Source organism: Gluconacetobacter tumulicola (assembly GCF_014174215.1).
GTDB lineage: Bacteria > Pseudomonadota > Alphaproteobacteria > Acetobacterales > Acetobacteraceae > Gluconacetobacter > Gluconacetobacter tumulicola.
The window spans coordinates 1-16,829 of the sequence record NZ_JABEQL010000031.1 but is presented as its reverse complement, the minus strand read 5'-3'; the positions used below and the strand labels follow the sequence as shown (position 1 = coordinate 16,829).

Annotated in this window: 15 protein-coding genes and 1 pseudogene; 8 read left to right on the top strand and 8 right to left on the bottom strand. The window is 64.9% G+C overall.

Annotated features, from left to right (window positions below; translation table 11 throughout):
* Positions 1-21 precede the first annotated feature (21 nt).
* The 7 genes from cysC to HLH29_RS16595 all read left to right on the top strand — a co-directional run bounded on the left by cysC (position 22) and on the right by HLH29_RS16595 (position 8,704).
* Entirely contained in the window at positions 22-1,899 is a 1,878-nt protein-coding gene (gene cysC, locus HLH29_RS16625; protein WP_182968504.1) for an adenylyl-sulfate kinase, read from the top strand.
* A 148-nt stretch (positions 1,900-2,047) separates the two neighbouring features.
* Complete coding sequence (locus HLH29_RS16620; protein WP_182968503.1) at positions 2,048-2,386, top strand: DUF2849 domain-containing protein; 339 nt, start codon at positions 2,048-2,050, stop codon at positions 2,384-2,386.
* Positions 2,379-4,073: a nitrite/sulfite reductase gene (locus HLH29_RS16615; RefSeq protein ID WP_182968502.1), complete on the top strand. Its 1,695-nt coding sequence runs from the start codon at positions 2,379-2,381 to the stop codon at positions 4,071-4,073. Before HLH29_RS16620 ends, HLH29_RS16615 begins: the two co-directional genes overlap by 8 nt.
* On the top strand, positions 4,060-4,566 hold the full coding sequence (locus HLH29_RS16610; RefSeq protein WP_182968501.1) for a DUF934 domain-containing protein: 507 nt from the start codon (positions 4,060-4,062) through the stop codon (positions 4,564-4,566). The genes HLH29_RS16615 and HLH29_RS16610 overlap by 14 nt, the downstream gene beginning before the upstream one ends.
* Positions 4,567-4,767: 201 nt before the next feature.
* Positions 4,768-6,729, top strand: coding sequence for a glycosyltransferase N-terminal domain-containing protein (locus HLH29_RS16605; RefSeq protein ID WP_182968500.1), 1,962 nt, complete (start codon positions 4,768-4,770; stop codon positions 6,727-6,729).
* Entirely contained in the window at positions 6,729-7,712 is a 984-nt protein-coding gene (gene lpxK / locus HLH29_RS16600; RefSeq protein WP_182968499.1) for a tetraacyldisaccharide 4'-kinase, read from the top strand. Before HLH29_RS16605 ends, lpxK begins: the two co-directional genes overlap by 1 nt.
* Positions 7,709-8,704, top strand: a complete 996-nt coding sequence (locus HLH29_RS16595; RefSeq protein WP_182968498.1) for a lysophospholipid acyltransferase family protein — start codon at positions 7,709-7,711, stop codon at positions 8,702-8,704. Before lpxK ends, HLH29_RS16595 begins: the two co-directional genes overlap by 4 nt.
* Here the strand turns inward: HLH29_RS16595 and HLH29_RS16590 are convergent.
* The 7 genes and pseudogenes from HLH29_RS16590 to HLH29_RS16560 form a co-directional block, all read right to left on the bottom strand.
* Positions 8,676-9,395, bottom strand: a complete 720-nt coding sequence (locus tag HLH29_RS16590; protein ID WP_182968497.1) for an SDR family oxidoreductase — start codon at positions 9,393-9,395, stop codon at positions 8,676-8,678. The genes HLH29_RS16595 and HLH29_RS16590 overlap by 29 nt on opposite strands.
* A 35-nt stretch (positions 9,396-9,430) precedes the next feature.
* Entirely contained in the window at positions 9,431-10,180 is a 750-nt protein-coding gene (locus HLH29_RS16585) for an SDR family NAD(P)-dependent oxidoreductase (RefSeq protein ID WP_182968496.1), read from the bottom strand.
* Positions 10,181-10,222: 42 nt separating this feature from the next.
* A complete protein-coding gene (locus HLH29_RS16580; RefSeq protein WP_182968495.1) occupies positions 10,223-11,113 on the bottom strand; it encodes an aldo/keto reductase in 891 nt (296 codons plus the stop codon).
* 44 nt (positions 11,114-11,157) lie between these two features.
* Positions 11,158-11,874: pseudogene (gene bdcA, locus HLH29_RS16575) on the bottom strand (SDR family oxidoreductase).
* A gap of 170 nt (positions 11,875-12,044) precedes the next feature.
* Positions 12,045-12,890 carry an MBL fold metallo-hydrolase gene (locus tag HLH29_RS16570; RefSeq protein ID WP_182968494.1) on the bottom strand — a complete coding sequence of 282 codons (846 nt, stop codon included), beginning with the start codon at positions 12,888-12,890 and terminating at the stop codon, positions 12,045-12,047.
* 92 nt (positions 12,891-12,982) lie between these two features.
* Positions 12,983-14,161 carry an MFS transporter gene (locus HLH29_RS16565; RefSeq protein ID WP_182968493.1) on the bottom strand — a complete coding sequence of 393 codons (1,179 nt, stop codon included), beginning with the start codon at positions 14,159-14,161 and terminating at the stop codon, positions 12,983-12,985.
* A gap of 130 nt (positions 14,162-14,291) precedes the next feature.
* The gene (locus tag HLH29_RS16560) at positions 14,292-15,377 is read right to left on the bottom strand and encodes a D-2-hydroxyacid dehydrogenase family protein (RefSeq protein ID WP_338030273.1); all 1,086 of its coding nucleotides are present in this window, start codon (positions 15,375-15,377) and stop codon (positions 14,292-14,294) included.
* Between HLH29_RS16560 and HLH29_RS16555 the strand changes: the two genes are divergently transcribed.
* Positions 15,358-16,377, top strand: coding sequence for a LysR family transcriptional regulator (locus HLH29_RS16555; RefSeq protein WP_182968492.1), 1,020 nt, complete (start codon positions 15,358-15,360; stop codon positions 16,375-16,377). The genes HLH29_RS16560 and HLH29_RS16555 overlap by 20 nt on opposite strands.
* On the opposite strand, the gene HLH29_RS20065 is transcribed toward HLH29_RS16555, so the two are convergent.
* Complete coding sequence (locus HLH29_RS20065) at positions 16,293-16,589, bottom strand: helix-turn-helix domain-containing protein (protein ID WP_408871986.1); 297 nt, start codon at positions 16,587-16,589, stop codon at positions 16,293-16,295. The two genes, HLH29_RS16555 and HLH29_RS20065, sit on opposite strands and share 85 nt — an antisense overlap.
* Positions 16,590-16,829 lie beyond the last annotated feature (240 nt).

Here is a 16,829-nt window from a genome sequence, read left to right as displayed (position 1 = left end):
GCGGACGGATCGAGACACACCATGAGCAACGATATCCTCCGCCAGGACGCGGCCACTCCCATCGTCATCGTCGGCCATGTCGATCACGGCAAATCCACCCTGATCGGCCGCCTGCTGCATGACACCGACAACCTGCCCGAAGGCCGGGTGGCGCAGATCATCGAATCCAGCCGCAAGCGCGGGCTGAAGGTGGAATGGAGCTTCCTGCTCGACAGCCTGCAGATCGAGCGCGACCAGGGCGTCACCGTCGATTCCACCCGCATCCCGTTCCTGCTGGGCAACCGGCAGTTCGTGATCGTCGATGCGCCGGGCCACCGCCAGTTCCTGCGCAACATGATCACCGGCGCCGCCGATGCCGAAGCCGCCGTGCTGGTGGTCGACGCCGCCGAGGGCGCACAGGAACAGACACGCCGCCATGCCATGCTGCTGCGCCTGATCGGCATCCGCCACGTCATCGTGCTGATGAACAAGGTGGATCTGCTGGACTATGACGAGCAGAAGATCGCCGCCTCCGAACAGTCGGTCGCCGAACTGCTGAAGCAGCTCGAAATCGAACCCAGCCTGTTCATCCCCGCCTCGGCGCGCGAGGGCGACAATATCGCCTCCCGCTCGCCGCAGATGGCATGGTACAAGGGCCCGACCCTGACCGAGGCCCTGGCCCTGGTGCCCTCGCCCGCCGGCCGCGCCGACCTGCCGCTGCGCCTGCCGGTGCAGGATGTCTATCGCTTCGACAGCAAGCGCGTGGTCGCCGGCCGCATCGAGCGCGGCCGCATCACGGTCGGCGACACGCTGGTCATCGGCACCCACGGCACCACCGCCCGCGTCGCCTCGATCGAAAGCTGGCACACCGCGCCGCAGATCTCCGCCGTGGCCGGCCAGTCGGTCGCCATCACGCTGGAACCGGACGTGATCCCCGATCGCGGCGACCTGCTGCATCGGCCGGAAGAAGCGCCGATCCGCACCGCGCGCATCCGCTCGCGCCTGTTCTGGCTGCGCCAGGAGCCGCTGCGCGTGGGCGAAAGCTTCCGCCTGCGCCTGGCCACCGCCGAGCATCAGGTCACAATCGCCTCCATCGACTCCGTGGTGCGGCTGGACGATCTGACGGAACACGCCTCCGATCACGTCCCGCCCGAAGGCTTCGCCGAGATCACCCTGGCGGCGTCGGAAAGCATCCTGTTCGACGCCTTCACCCCCGGCACCACCGACGGGCGCGGCGTCCTGGTCGACCGTCACCAGCGCATCGTCGGCGGCGCGCCGCTGATCGGCCCGGCAGACATCGCCAGCGGCACCAAGGCCATCCACCCCACCGACAGCACCGTCTCGCTGTGGGACCGCGCACAGGCACGCGGCCATCGCGGCGGCGTATTCTGGATGACCGGCCTGCCCGGCGCCGGCAAGAGCACCATCGCCCGCGCGGCGGAATCCCGCCTGTTCGGGCAGAAGATCGACGTCTCGGTGCTGGACGGCGACACGCTGCGCGCCGGCCTGTGCGCCGATCTGGGCTTCTCCGAGGCCGACCGCACCGAGAATGTGCGCCGCGCCGCCGCCGTCGCCCGCATCCTGGCCGAAACCGGCCAGGTGGTGCTGGTGGCGCTGATCTCGCCGCGCGCCGCCGACCGCGAGCTGGCGCGCCAGGTGGTGGGCGAAGGCTTCCACGAAATCTTCGTCGATGCCGACCAGGCGACCTGCGAGGCCCGCGACCCCAAGGGCCTGTACCAGGCCGCCCGCGCCGGCCGCATCACCGGCTTCACCGGGATCGACGCCCCGTACGACACCCCCGCCAGCCCCGACCTGCACCTGCCCACCGGCACGGGCAGCGTGGGCGAGGTCGCGGATCGTCTGGCCGCCTACGTGGCCGACAGCGTCGTGCTGGCCGAGGGCACCCGCCGCCGCTCCTAGCCGGAGGGCGGCCCCATACGAAGAGTGTAATGCACGATTAATAATCGTGCATTCCTCTTGTATTGGCCCCACGAAACCCCTAATGACCCTGTAGAACAGGGCGACATCCTGTCGGCACCGGCCGGATCGGGTAAAAGAGGACTGACCAGTGAGCGATGTCAGGAACAACCGCCGCGAGGCGGGCGGTTCAAGCGTGATCACCGCCAACCGGCTGCTGGACGGGCGCATCGTCTGGCAGGTGGAAGAGGGCACATGGTCGACGCTGATCGACGACGCCGGGATCATCCCCAATGATGAGATCGAGGCCGCGATCGCCCACGCCGCCGGCCGCCAGCAGGCCGACGGGCTGGTCGGCGTCTATGGCGTGCAGGTGGATCCCGAGGCCGCAACGCCGACTCCCGTGACGGTGCGCGAGCGCATCCGCGCCTTCGGCCCCACCGTCCATCCCGATTTCACGCCCGCAGCCGAGCTCGAAGCCCATGCCTGACACCATCCCAGCACCCGCGCTGCCCGTCGGGCATTACGGCTACGATCAGGTCGACCGCGCCTTCCTGGCCGACCGGGTCGAGCAGTTCCGCGACCAGGTGGCCCGCCGCATCGCCGGCACCCTGTCCGAGGACGAGTTCAAGCCCCTGCGCCTGATGAACGGCCTGTATCTGCAGCTCCACGCCTACATGCTGCGCATCGCCGTTCCCTATGGCGTGCTGGATTCCCGCCAGCTGCGCGAACTGGCCCATATCGCCCGCACCTACGACCGCGATTACGGCCATTTCACCACTCGCCAGAATCTCCAGTTCAACTGGATCAAGCTGGAAGACACGCCCGACATCCTGGCCCGCCTGGCCGATGTCGACATGCACGCCATCCAGACCAGCGGCAATTGCATCCGCAACGTGACCTGCGACCAGTTCGCGGGCGCCGCAAAGGACGAACTGGTCGATCCGCGCGTCCATGCCGAAATCCTGCGGCAATGGTCCACCCTGCACCCGGAATTCACCTTCCTGCCGCGCAAGTTCAAGATCGCGATCAGCGGCAGCCCGAACGACCGCGTGGCCGCCCGCTTCCACGATATCGGCCTGGTCGCCAAGCCGGCGCCGGACGGCGGCACGCAGTTCGACGTCTTCGTGGGCGGCGGCATGGGCCGCACCCCCATCGTCGGCGTGCATCTGCGCGACGACCTGCCGGAAGAAGACCTGCTGGCCTATCTGGAGGCCATGGTCCGCGTCTATAACGAGTACGGCCGCCGCGATAACATCTACAAGGCGCGGATCAAGATCCTGGTCCAGGCGCTGGGCACCGAAGGCTACCGCGCCCGCGTCGATGCCGAATTCGCAGCCATGAACCGCGCCCGCTACCGCCTGCCGCCCGAAACCGTCGCCGCCATCCGCGCCCGCTTCGGCACGCCCGACCTGCATGCGCCCGACGATGCGGCCGCCCAGTTCGACCGCGCCCGCCGCGCCGACCCGGCCTTCGACCGCTGGGTCCGCACCAACACGCATCCGCACCGCGCGCCCGGCTACATCTCGGCCGTCATCTCGCTCAAGCCCGCCGGCGGCATCCCCGGCGACGCCACGTCAGCGCAGATGGACCTCATCGCCGACCTCGCCGACCGCTACGCGTTCGGCGAAATCCGCGTCACCCACATGCAGAACCTCGTGCTGGGCCATGTGCGGCAGGACGAACTTTATGCCGTCTGGCAGGCCCTGCGCGGGGCCGACCTCGCCGCGGCCAATATCGGCCTGATCGGCGACATCATCGCCTGCCCGGGGCTCGATTACTGCTCGCTGGCCAATGCGCGCTCGATCCCGATCGCCCAGAAGCTCAGCGCCCGCTTCGCCAGCCCCGAACTGCAGGAGACGATCGGCCCGATCGAGATCAAGATCTCGGGCTGCATCAATGCCTGCGGCCACCACCATGCCGGCCATATCGGCATCCTGGGCGTGGACAAGAAGGGCGAGGAATATTTCCAGCTCACGCTGGGCGGCTCGCCAGGCAGCGACGCCTCGGTCGGCCAGATCCTCGGCCCAGCCCTGCCCGAGGACGCGACCGTGGACGCCATCGCCCGCCTGGTCGATGCCTATCTGGTCCACCGCACCGGGGGCGAGCGCTTCCTGGATACCTACCGGCGCCTGGGCGCCGCCCTGTTCAAGGATGCCGTCTATGCCACTGCATGAAAATGGGCCACTGCTTGAAAACGGACGGCTCGTCCCCGACGCCTGGACCACCCTCGACGCCGAATCCCCCCTCCCCGCCACCGGCCCGGTCATCGTGCCGCTCTCCCGGCTGGAAGAAGGGCTAGCCCGCGCGCCCGGCGAGAAACTGGGCGTCGCGATCCCGCAGGACACGGAAATCGACACGCTGCGCACCGTCCTGCCCCGCCTGTCGCTGGTGGCCGTCACCTTCCCGATCTTCCGCGACGGCCGCGCCTTCAGCCAGGCCCGCGCCCTGCGCGAACACCTGCACTTCACCGGCGAAATCCGCGCCACCGGCAAGCCCCTGCCCGACCAGTACGAGTTCCTGCTCCGCTGCGGCGTCTCGACCGTCGACCTGCCTCCCGGCAGCGATCCGGAAGTCTGGGCCCGCGCCCACACACGCTTCCGCACCGCCTACCAGCCCTCGGTGCTGGGCGAGCGCGCCGAAGGCGCGACATTGCGCCGAGTGCTCTGATCTCTCTGTTCTTTTTTGAAAAAAGAACCAAAAAACTTCTCTTCGTTCAGGGACATCGTGTGCCCCCGGCACAAGGCTCCTGAACGAATCAAAGTCTTTTTGCTTCTTTTTCTTCAGAAAAAGAAGAAACGCTCATCCCCCGCGCACCCCTTCCGCCCAACAGTCGCGCATGCTACCGCCGAACCCATGACACGACGCGCCATGCTGAAACGCCTGACGGCGACGGGCGCGGCCCGCGCGGCGGCGATCGGCCTGCTGCGCTCCTATCTGCGGCTGGCGATCGGCACCACGCGCTGGACGTTCGACATCCACCCCGACGCCTATCCGCTGCTGACCGGGCAGGGTGAACACTCCGTTCTGGTCGCGTTCTGGCATGAAGCGCTGGCCCTGACCCCGGCGCTGCTCTGGTGGTCCACCGCCCGCAATCCGACACTCCGGCCCCATGTCCTGATCAGCCGCAACCGCGACGGCCGGCTGATCGCCGACATCATCGCACCATGGGGCGCCGGCACCATCGCCGGTTCCACCGACCGCAAGGGCAAGGACAAGGGCGGGGCGGCGGCACTGCGCCAGCTGCTGGCCCTGATCCGGGGCGGCGACCCGATCGTCATCACCCCCGACGGCCCGCGGGGCCCACGCCGGCAGGTCGAACAGGGGGTCATCGGCCTGGCCCGCCTGTCCGGCGCGCCGATCGTACCGGTGGGCGGCTGGTGCGCAAGCTGGCGGCTGGGCGGCTGGGACCGCATGATGATCCCCCTGCCCTTCGGGCGCGGCCGGATCGTCTGCGGCGCACCGATCGCCGTCACCCGCGAGGATCAGGACACCGCCCCCGCCCACCTCGCCACCGCGCTCGACGCCGCCATGCACGCCGCCACCCCCACCCGCGCGTGCGCAATCCAACATGTATGGGCCGGCCTGGCCACCCTGCTCGCCCCGGCCCTGACCCTGCTGCTGCACCGCCGCCTGGCACGGGGCAAGGAAGTGCGCGGGCGCCAGCGCGAGCGCATGGGCCTGACCGCCCGCCCCCGTCCAGCCGGCAGGCTGGTCTGGCTGCATGCCGCCAGCGTGGGCGAAACCCTGTCGATCCTGCCCGTGATCACGGAGCTGCTGGCCCGCGCGCCCGACCTGCACGTGCTGGTCACCACCGCCACCGTCACCGCCGCCAACCTGCTGGAGCAGCGACTGGCCGGCACGGCGGAGGGCGCGCGAGTGATCCACCAGTTCGTGCCGCTGGATGTCCCCCGCTGGATCGGCCGCTTCCTCCGCCACTGGCGCCCCCACGCCGTCGCGCTGACCGAAAGCGAACTCTGGCCCAACCTGATCGAGGCCTGCCACCGCGCGGGCATCCCGCTGGCCCTGCTGAATGCCCGCCTGTCCGACCGCGCGCGCGCCGGGTGGAGCCGCCTGCCCGGCCTGGCCGACCGCATGCTGGGCCGTTTCACGTGGATCGCCGCCCGCTCGGACCTCGACGCCGCCCGCCTCCGGGCACTGGGCGCCACGCGGATCGACATACCGGGTGACCTGAAGAACGCCGCCCCACCCCTGCCGGCCGACCCGGACACGATCGACCAACTACGCACCCTGCTGGCCGACCGCCCGGTCTGGCTGGCCGCCGCAACCCATGAGGGCGAGGAAGAGCAGGTGGCCGACGCCGCCCGGCAGCTCCGCGCGCGCCATCCCGACCTGCTGACCATCATCGTCCCCCGCCACCCCGAACGCGGCCCGGCCATTGCCGAAACTTTGGGCAACGCCCCCCGCCGCGCGGCCGGTCAGGAACCCGGCCCGAACGACAGCTTCTGGATCTGCGACACACTGGGCGAACTCGGCCTGTTCTATCGCGTCGTGCCGATCGTCTTCATCGGCAACAGCCTGCCCGGCCCCGGCCGGCGCGGCGGCCACAACCCGCTGGAACCCGCCCGCTTCGGCACTGCCCTGGCCACCGGCCCCCTGACGGAAAATTTCCTCGACGCCTTCGCCCGGCTGGGAGACGCGGTACGCGTGGTGCCCGACGCCGGCGCGCTGGCCGAATGGATCCACATCATGCTGGCCGACCCCGCCCGCCGCGCCGAAGCCGGACACCGGGCAGAGGCCGCCACCCGCGCCGATTCCACCCTCCCCACCCGTCTGGCCACGCGCCTGCTGGCCCTGATGGACGCACGCTGATGCGCGCGCCCCGCTTCTGGTCCGATAGCGATGGCGACTGGCCGGCCCGGTTTCTGGCCCCCGCCGCCACCCTCTACGCCCACGCCACCGCCCGGCGAGTCCGCCAGCCGGGCTGGCATGCGCCCATCCCGGTCCTGTGCTGCGGCAACCTGACAGCCGGCGGCGCGGGCAAGACGACATTGGCGCTCGATCTGGTGGCACGGCTGGTCGCACGCGGCCGGCAGGTGCATGTGCTCACGCGTGGCTATGGCCGCCGCCGCGCCGGCCTGCTGCGGGTCGATCCCACCCGCCACACCGCCGCCGATGTCGGGGACGAGGCCCTGCTGCTGGCGTCCCTCGCCCCCACCCATGTCTCGGCCGATCGCGCCGCCGGCGCCCGGGCCGCGATCGCCGAGGGCGCGGATTGCCTGGTGATGGATGACGGGTTCCAGAATCCCGGCCTCCACCAGGACATGAAGCTGCTGGTCATCGACGGTGCCAGCGGCTTCGGCAACGGCCGCGTCATCCCCGCCGGCCCGCTGCGCGAACCGGTCGCGACCGGCGCCGCCCGCGCCCACGCCGCCATCCTGATCGGCGACGACCGCACCCGCGCCCTCGCCCGCCTGCCGGGCCACCTGCCGGTCCTGCGCGCCGACCTGGCCATGCAGGACGCCACCCCGCTGCTGGCCGGCCAGCCGGCCATCGCCTTCGCCGGCATCGGCCGGCCCGAGAAATTCTTCGACGGGTTGCGCGCCCAGGGCATCACGCCGGCAGCCTGCGTCCCCTTCGCCGACCATCACCCCTACACGCCCCGCGACCTGAAGCGCCTGCTGGCGCTGGCCGCGACCCACGGCGCGGCACTGCTGACCACCCCAAAGGACGCAGCCCGCCTGCCCCAGGCATTCCGAGCCCGGATCCGCACCGTCGGCGTCGGCCTCTCATGGGCCGACCCCGCCGCACCGGAACGCCTGCTGGACCAATGGCTGGAAAGCGCCCCCCGATGACCCAGCCCCGCGACGAAACCCGCCCCATCACCCGCCTGATGCGGATCGAAGCCTTCGCCGCACGCGCCGCCCTGGCCCTGCTGCGCCGCCTGGGTCCGGTGCGGGCCTCGAATGCCGGCGGCGCGCTCTGCCGCGCCATCGGCCCGCTCCTGCCGGTCTCGCGCGTGGCCGACGCCAACCTGCGGCTGGCCATGCCGGAACTCGACGCCCCAGCCCGCCGGGCGGTCATCCGCGCGGTCTGGGACAATCTGGGCCGCACGGTGGGCGAGTTTCCGCATCTCGCCGCCCTGCCGGAAAATCCGGCCTCCGGCCCCGGCTGGGATGTCGTCGGTGCCGAGCATCTGGCCGAACAGGTGGCATGCGACGGCCCGGTGATCTTCATGTCCGGCCATATCGGCAACTGGGAAATGCTGCCCCCCGGCGTGGCCCGCCACGGGCTGCCCTTCGCCTCGTTCTACCGCGCCGCCGGCAATCCGCTGGTCGACGACATGATCCGCACCCTGCGCGAGGCGGCCATGAACAAGGCAACGGGGGGCGAACCGGTACCCATGTTCACCAAGGGTGCACGCGGCGCACGCGGCGCGCTGGCCCATATCGCCCGGGGCGGCCGCCTGGGCATGCTGGTGGACCAAAAGATGAATGACGGGATCGAGGCCCGGCTGTTCGGCCTCCCGGCCATGACCGCCCCGGCCCTGGCCGCCATGGCCCTGCGCTATCGCTGCCCCGTCATCCCCGGCTATGTCGAACGGCTGGGCCCGGCCCGCCTGCGCATCCATGTCGAACCCAAGCTGGACCTGCCCGACAGCGGCGACCGGCAGGCCGACATCCTGGCCCTGACGCAGGCGGTCAACGACCGGCTGGAACACTGGGTCCGCGCCCGCCCCGGCACCTGGCTGTGGCTGCACCGTCGCTGGCCGAAATCCCTCCCCCCTAACTGTGAGGTAGCGACCCGTCGTTGGCGCGTCACACCAGTGAGGCGCCGCCATCCGTGATCATAGTCTGTCCGGTGACATAGGTTTGATTCATGAGATATATATAGGTTTGCGCGATCTCATGCACCTCACCGACATGGCGGACCAGCAGATTCTCGGATGCGCCTTTGTAGAGTTGGTCGCGTTCGAGTTCATCCATCTCTCGCCAGAGCTCAGTTCGGACGAGGCCCGGCGTGACAACGTTCACTCGGATAGGCGCAAGCTCTATCGCTAGAGCGCGACATAGTCCTTCCATTGCGGCCAGCGCACCTGCGACAGCCGACCAACCGGGGCCAGGTCGTTGGCTCGCGGTTCCGGACGTCAACACGATTGATCCGCCCGGCCTGACGCCTGCGCTTCCGAATTTGGCAGCCGCATAAGCGCCCCAGTAACGGGTTTCAAAGAATCGCCTTGCCTCAGACAGATCAATCGTGGCGAGGCTGCGAAGCAAGAGGGGCTCACCTGCGGTGTAAACCAGATGATCGTACGCACCCAGTTCGTTAAAAAACCGCTCGACCGCTCCGTGATCAGTCAAGTCGACGACATGACCTTCGCTGCCGTCCGGCAGCTCTGACAGGGCGGCGTCAACTCGCTGCCTGCGGCTCGATCCGATGACCACCCTCGCGCCCTCGCGCGCCGCTGCGGCGGCGACCGCAAAACCGATACCAGACGTACCGCCGAGCACGACAACTCGCTTGTCTTTCAGACTCATTCTTGTCACCGTCCTGTTTGCCGAATGTTGAGAATCTAACGTCCACCGGACACTGTGATTGTCGTGCCCGTCACATAGGAAGCAGCGGACGACGCAGCCCAGGCGACTGCTTCCGCCACTTCCGACGCCTCCCCGACCCGGCGCAGAGGCACGCTCGTCCGTGCAATAGCCTCTGCGCCATCAGGCAGCATGTCAGTAGCCGTCAGCCCTGGAGCCACTGCGACGACACGAATGCCTTCGGGTCCAACCTCATTGGCGAGGCCGCGGGTGAACGTCTCGATTGCACCCTTCGTAGTGGCGTAGGCCACTTGCCCCGAGAGCCCGCCGAGCCGCGCCGACACGGACGACAGCAGGATAATGGCGCCGCCCGCACCGCCGTGACGGGTCGAAAGACGCCGGACGGCTTCGCCAGCCCCCAGCATCGCGCCAAGCAGATTGACATCGATCAGTCGCCGAAGTTTCTCAGGCGTCTGTTCGTCAATGCGGATCGCATCTCCAGTCATACCGGCGTTGGCGACGAAGAGGCCGAGCGGGCCGAGCGCCTCGGCCGCACGGTCGAACAGTTGCGGGATCGCGTCTGGATCGCCGATATCGGACTGAATGGCCGCCGCTCGTCCGCCTGACGCCTGTATCGTCTCGACAACCTCGTCGGCGGCCTCTTTCTGCGTTACATAACCCACTGCGACGGACCAGCCTTCCTGCGCCAGACGAAGGCAGATCGCGCGACCGATTCCTCGTGATCCACCCGTAACAATGGCAACCTTGTCAGTTGAACGACCTGTCATCTCTGCTGCTCCTGTAATCGGTTTGGTGGGAAGCGCTACATATCAGGCGGCAGCCTCGAATGCCTTCAGGCCTTCACTGTCGAGCGCAGCGAAATCCGCATCCGACAGTACGATATTAGCTGTGGCGACATTTTGTTCGAGATGCGTGACTTTGGACGTTCCGGGAATCGGCAGCATGACGGGACTGCGCTTCAGCACCCAGGACAGCGCGATTTGGCTCGGCGTGGCGCCGTATTTCGCAGCAATGGCGTCAAGCAATGAGCCCGGTCTTGCAAGATCGCCTGCGGCAAGCGGGAACCATGGGATAAATCCGATGCCCTGCTCTGTGCAATAATCGAGGACCGACTCGTTCGTGCGATCAATCAGATTATACCTGTTCTGAACAGTAACGACGTCAAAGAACTTCGACGCCGCCTTGATGTCAGGCACAGAGACTTCGCTCAGGCCGGCATTACGGATGAGCTTGTCACCGATCATCGATTTGATGGCGTCAAATTGTTCATCAGCGGGAACTTTGGGATCAATGCGGTGCAATTGCCAAAGATCGATCTGTTCGACGCCCAGATTGCGCAAACTCTTGTGCACCTGCTGGATGAGGTACTCCGGTCGTCCAACCGGTTGCCAGATATCGGGACCGCTACGGGTCAATCCGCCCTTCGTCGCGATGACGAGGCCCTTGGCATAAGGATGTAGCGCATCCTTGATCAACCACTCCGAAATGTCTGGTCCGTAGGAGTCAGCTGTATCGATGAAGTTGATGCCCAGCTCTGGAACGCGCTTTAGTGTTCGAATAGCTTCCTCTGGGTCGGCAGGTGATCCCCAGATACCCTTTCCGGTGATCTGCATCGCTCCATAACCGAGACGATTGATCTCGATATCGTCGCCTATCTTGAATGTGCCGAACTTTACGGCGCTATTGGATGGATTGGTCATGCTTTACGTCCAGTTGAGAAAATTGTTGCGCCAATAATAAGAAGTCACGCAGCAAAACCGCCATCGATGCTGTATGCGGCGCCTGTTATGATGCTGGCCTCGGGGCCCGCGAGATAAGCCACCAGACCTGCGATCTCTGCGCCGGTGGCGTGGCGCTTGATCGCCATGAAGCTGTGCATCACGTCTTTCAGAGGGCCGTCCGAAGGGTTCATGTCAGTATCGGTCGGTCCAGGCTGAACGACATTCACGGTGATGCCGCGCGCCCCGAAATCACGCGCCAATCCTTTGGCCATTCCCTTTCGAGCCAGCCTTGCTGGCGCCATAGGCGGCGAGGCCGCTCATCGGCGTGCGGTCAGCATTCGTCGAGCCAATGAAGATGATGCGACCACCGTCCGGCATATGCCGGGCGGCAGCGACGGCCGCGTGGTAGGGAGCGTGAATGTTGATACGAAACAGGCGGGTCGATATCGTCTGGCGCCACTTCCAGCGGATCGCCTGCTCCAAGGAGCCCGGAATTGACGACCAACACATCGATAAGGACCGTGTGCGGTGATAAGCTCAATAAGGGCGTCCCGGTCGGCGCTGTCCGCCTGCAGGGCTTTGCTGCCCGTCTCGGTGGTCAATGTCTCAGCGGCAACGCGGGATGAGACGTAGGTAAAGGTAACCTGTGCGCCGTCCGCAACGAAGCGATGCACGATAGCGGCCCCGATACCACGGCTACCGCCAATTACGAGGATTGATTTGCCGTCGGGATCAGTCACTAGAGGACCTCATTGGGAACGGGATGAAAGGCGTACGATCCGGTTGCCAATAATGGCGAGCCTGCATTTTGCACCAACCCATGTATCGATCAATCAATAACTCTGAGCGCAACAATAAGTCAATAACATATGGATTGACCGATACCCGACAGAAGCAGAACGCCCTGAGATCAAGCGATGCCAGGCTCTATCAATTGCAGAACATATCCGTCTTCCTTGCTGCGGATTCTGCCGATGCCTCGAACATGCGATCCGGCGATCAGCGTATCTTCCTTGGCAAGCTGCGCCAGAAGTTTCCTGCGGGTGGTGGCGGCCATACCCTCGTCGAAGTCGAACACGATGCTCCAGTGGGGATAGGCGAGTTGCAACAGCGTTGAATGAGCAATGTCACCCCACATGAGCAGTTTCTGCCCTCCACCCTCGATCAAGACCCCGCAATGACCCGGCGAATGACCAAAGAGCGCAACGAACCGCACCCCGGGCTCGATGGCGGAGTCTGCAGGCACGCTTTCTATTTTTCCCTCATAAGGCTTGAGCGCTGATTGTACCACGTCGAACTTGGCTTGGGCTTCGTCCGGATTTTTGGCTGGTGACGTCGGGTCAGTCCAGAACGCCAACTCTTCACTGACCACGATGATCCGGGCGTTCGGGAACGCGGCCGCGCCATCATCGGTCAACAGGCCGCCGATATGATCCTCATGCAGATGGGTGAGGACGATCGCCTCGACGTCCTCTGCTTTATAACCCAAGGCTTCCAGGGCCGCGTGCGTCTTCCCAAAATCCGGCCCAAGCTGACGGCCACACCCTGCGTCAATCAACCAGAGCCGGTTTCCGCGTTTCAGCACAAAAGCATTGATCGGTTCGGGAGATGGTCCGATCGGAGGCAGACCTGCGCCCAGAAAAAGCTGCTCTCCCTCCGTGGAGGCGGCAGCCTGGATCAGTTCCGGCCCGCAGGGAAAAACGCCATCCAACAGCGTTGCGAATGTAAAATCGCCGATCTGAATGTTGTCTATCATCTTTTTTTCCGTGATTGCGCAGTTCATAGATGGCGACTTCGAGAGTCGGAACAGACATGTGAAGGAAGTTGGCTTGAGTGGTAAGCGGGGTATCAGGCACGCGACCCGATCTGCATGAGAAGCGCCAATGCTGCCGACACGGCGGCCATGATCATGACGGCGGACCATCCGCTGGCCTCCCAGGCAATGCTTGCCGCCGCTGAACCTGCGGCGCCGAAGGTGAATTGCGTCGCCATGAACACGGTATTGAAGCGGCCGCGCGCGGCGCCAGCGACGGCGAACACGCGGGACTGATTGCTGATCAGCGCGATCTGAAGTCCGGCGACCAGCAGGACGACGCCGACGCCTATGCTGATGAGATTCGCTAGGAAACCCATGTTGATGAAGCTCAGAATGACCAGCGCAACACCCACAGGGACAGCGTTCTTCCCCGCGATTCTGATGGCGGGCGGAGCAAGGATGACGCCAAGCAATGCCGGGGCGCCAAACAGTCCCGCGATACCACTTCCCAGATTGAAACGTGGCCCTTGCAGCAACAGCGCCAGAATTGTCCAAAATGCGCTGAAACCAAAAAACAGCAGGCTCTGTGTCAATGTGGCGCGTCGGAGTACGCGGGAATTCCGCGCCGCGCGAAGCAGAGAGAGCAGCAATTGCGTGTAGGGCTCGCTTGTTTCCGGGCGACTGCGCGGCAACTGGGCGGCCAGTCCTGCGAACATCAATGCGGCGATGACGGCGCCCACTGCGAACACCGCCCTCCAACCAAGCCAGGCGCCGACAAAGCCACTCAGGGTGCGCGCCAGAAGAACGCCAATCAGTAATCCGCTTGTAATCGTTCCCAGCACGCGTTCGCGTTCGTCGGCCGGGGCGAGTTCTGCGGCGAATGGAAGGATCTGCTGGGCGATCGTCGCAAAGACGCCAATCATCACCGAGGCTACCGTGAGAGCGCTCAGTTCAGTAGCCGCGCTTGCGGCGAGCATCGTGAGAGTCAGGCCCAGGCACTGCAGCAATATCAACCGGCGTCGATCGACCCGATCGCCGAGCGGAACCAGAAGAAGCAGCCCCAGCGCGTAGCCAATCTGGGTTGCTGTCGCGACGATGCTGACATGGGCGCCGACGGCGAAGCCGTCACCAATCAGCCCAAGCACAGGCTGGTTGTAATATTGACTGGCGGCAGCAAGGCCGGTTGCGACCGACATGGTCGCAACCAGGCCACGGCCGAGCTGATTGGAATGCGACAGCGCAGATGGAGAGCCAGTGCGCGTGACTGTCATCGGATGGCCTTGCCGATGATATGCCGCAATCGAAGCATCACGCAAAATGAAAGCATGACCATTCCTTTCCACCCAGCAAAGAGCGTGAACATGAGCGAGATGGGAGTGCGTGAGTTAGGAAACTGCGAGGTCAGGTCATGACGCGGATTGGAGAACCGTCCATCCACGCCAGAAGATTTTCCACAGTCTCGCCATAGAACGCCTCGTAGGTGCCTTTGGTGACGAAACCGACATGCGGGGTCGCCACGACGTTGTCGAGGCGGCGTAGCTTATGGTTCGGCGGCAGCGGTTCGGTATCGTAGACATCGAGCGCCGCCCCAGCGATGACACGACGAGCAAGCGCGTCGATGAGCGCCTCTTCATCGACCAAGGGGCCGCGCGATGTGTTCACAAGCCATGCGGTTGGCTTCATCTGGCGCAATTCCTCGACGCCTATGATGCCTCTACTACGTTCGGAGAGGACCAGATGAAGCGTGAGCCAATCCGCCTCCCTAAGTAGCGTCGCTTTGTCGACCAGCGTCGCGCCAGCCGCCTGCGCTGTCTCGGCAGTCAGGTTCTCGCTCCAGGCGATGACCTTCATACCGAAGGCGCAGCCAACGGCAGCCATGCGAGAGCCGATTTTCCCCAGCCCCATGATGCCAAGGGTTGCCCCTTCGAGATCGGAACCCAGACCAGTCTGCCACCCGCCTGACCGGAAGGATTCCGTTTCCGCCTGCATATTGCGTGCAGCGGCAAGAATCAGCGTCCAGGTCAGTTCCGGCGCACCATTCCCCCGTCCGCCGGTGAAGCTGACGACGATGCCGCGCTTCGTTGCTGCGGCAAGGGCGATGGACGCATTATGTGAGGCATTGGAACCGATGAATTTGAGATTGGGTAGACGTTCCAGAATTTCCGCAGTGAGCGGCGTGCGCTCGCGCATCACGCACACTGCGTCGAAAGGCAGAAGCCGTTCGATCAATGCCTCGGAATTCTCCAGATGATCCTCAAATACGACCACTTCCGCTCGCGCTTGAACAGCCGACCAATCGGCGCTTTGAAGGGCCACGCTCTGATAATCATCCAGCACTGCAATTCGAGTCATTATCGCAATCCGATCTCGCCCACGCATGATTGCCTGAACATAGGCTTTCCACCGAAAAATATGGATCGGTCGGTATATATTTGCAAATTGATAGTAAGAATGGTAACTATCTCTCATGAAGATAAGAGACGTCACGCTCCGGAACCTCGACCTCAATCTCCTGCACGCTTTCTCGGTGCTGATGGAGGAGCAGAACGTCAGCCGCGCCGCCGAGCGGCTCCTGATCGGTCAGCCTGGTCTTTCGAGCGCGCTCCGACGAATGCGGGACGCGCTTGGAGACGAACTGTTCGTGCGTGTCGGGCGCGGATTGCAGCCAACCCCACGAGCGCTCGAGATTGCCCCGGCGATCGAGGATGCGCTCGCCAATATCGAACGCGCCGTTCGCGCGCCCGAAGCCTTTGACCCGGCGACATGGTGTGGCGAATTTCGTATCGGAATGTGCGATAATCTGGAGATGGCGTTCTTCGGTGCGTTGACGGCGCGCCTTCGTAAGGCGGCGCCTCGCGCACGCGTCGTCGCGGTCGCCTCGACGAAACGGGATTCCGTGCAGTTCCTCGAAAATGGCGCTTATGACTTCAGCGTTGCAGTTCACGATGAGCCCGCGTCTTGGCACATGCGCGAGTTTCTGTTCGATCAACACCTGCTGTGCCTCTATGACCCTGAACAAGTCCGCGTGGCGACACCCTTGAGTCTGGCTGATTACTCGCAGGCGCAGCATGTCGTGGTGTCGTCAGAAGGAAATGTGACAACGGGCATAGATGCCTTGCTCGACAATCTGGGGCTGCGCCGCGAGATCGTCGCCAGTGTCTCGCGCTTCGCGGCGGTTGCGCCGGTGCTCCAGGCCGTCCCGGCCGTCGCGACCGTCCCGGAGACGGTCGCCCGGTGCATGGCGCGCCTCTATGGCCTCCAGGTATGTGCACCGCCACTGAAACTGCCTGTGGAGCCGATCTCGATGCTCTATCGTCGGGTTGATCACGCGGACAGACGCCTGGCCTGGTTTCGGCACTTCTTTATTGAGGTCGCGGCAGGCGCGTTAACGGCTTCCGGCTGTCAGGTCAGTATCGACAAGGGAGGACACGAAGCGCAGGACGACAGCGCTTTTCGAAGCGCCAGCCTGACTATGCAGTTATTATAACTTCGAGCCGCAGGGACAAGCTGCGGGAGGAAGATAGCGACGCTTCCGCCGACGCTTCTGAATTGGGTAATGCAGATATTTTTGACTGGCTGACATCGTGGCGCGTATTCGTCGGTCAGACCTTCAACGCCACTCTCGACGAACCGCCGTCGCCACTTGCCGACCGTGTGTTCATGCATGCCCAAACGTGCGGCAACTTCCTTGCTTTGCAAGTGACCCTGCCCCCAACGTGCCCTCAGTTCTGAGTTAGGGTCTGTAGGTTGTTGTATGCCTTGCCGGCGTGTTGGGCGAAAGCCTCCGGCGTCATGCCATTGAGGCTGGTGTGGGGCCCGACGGCATTGTACAATCCTGCTTCACAACACCCATCTGTCTATATGACTGTTTCGAATAAGTTTTCTTGTGCATGTGTTTGTCCTGCAAGCTGACTGCGTCGTATTTTTGCCTGGCGGGCG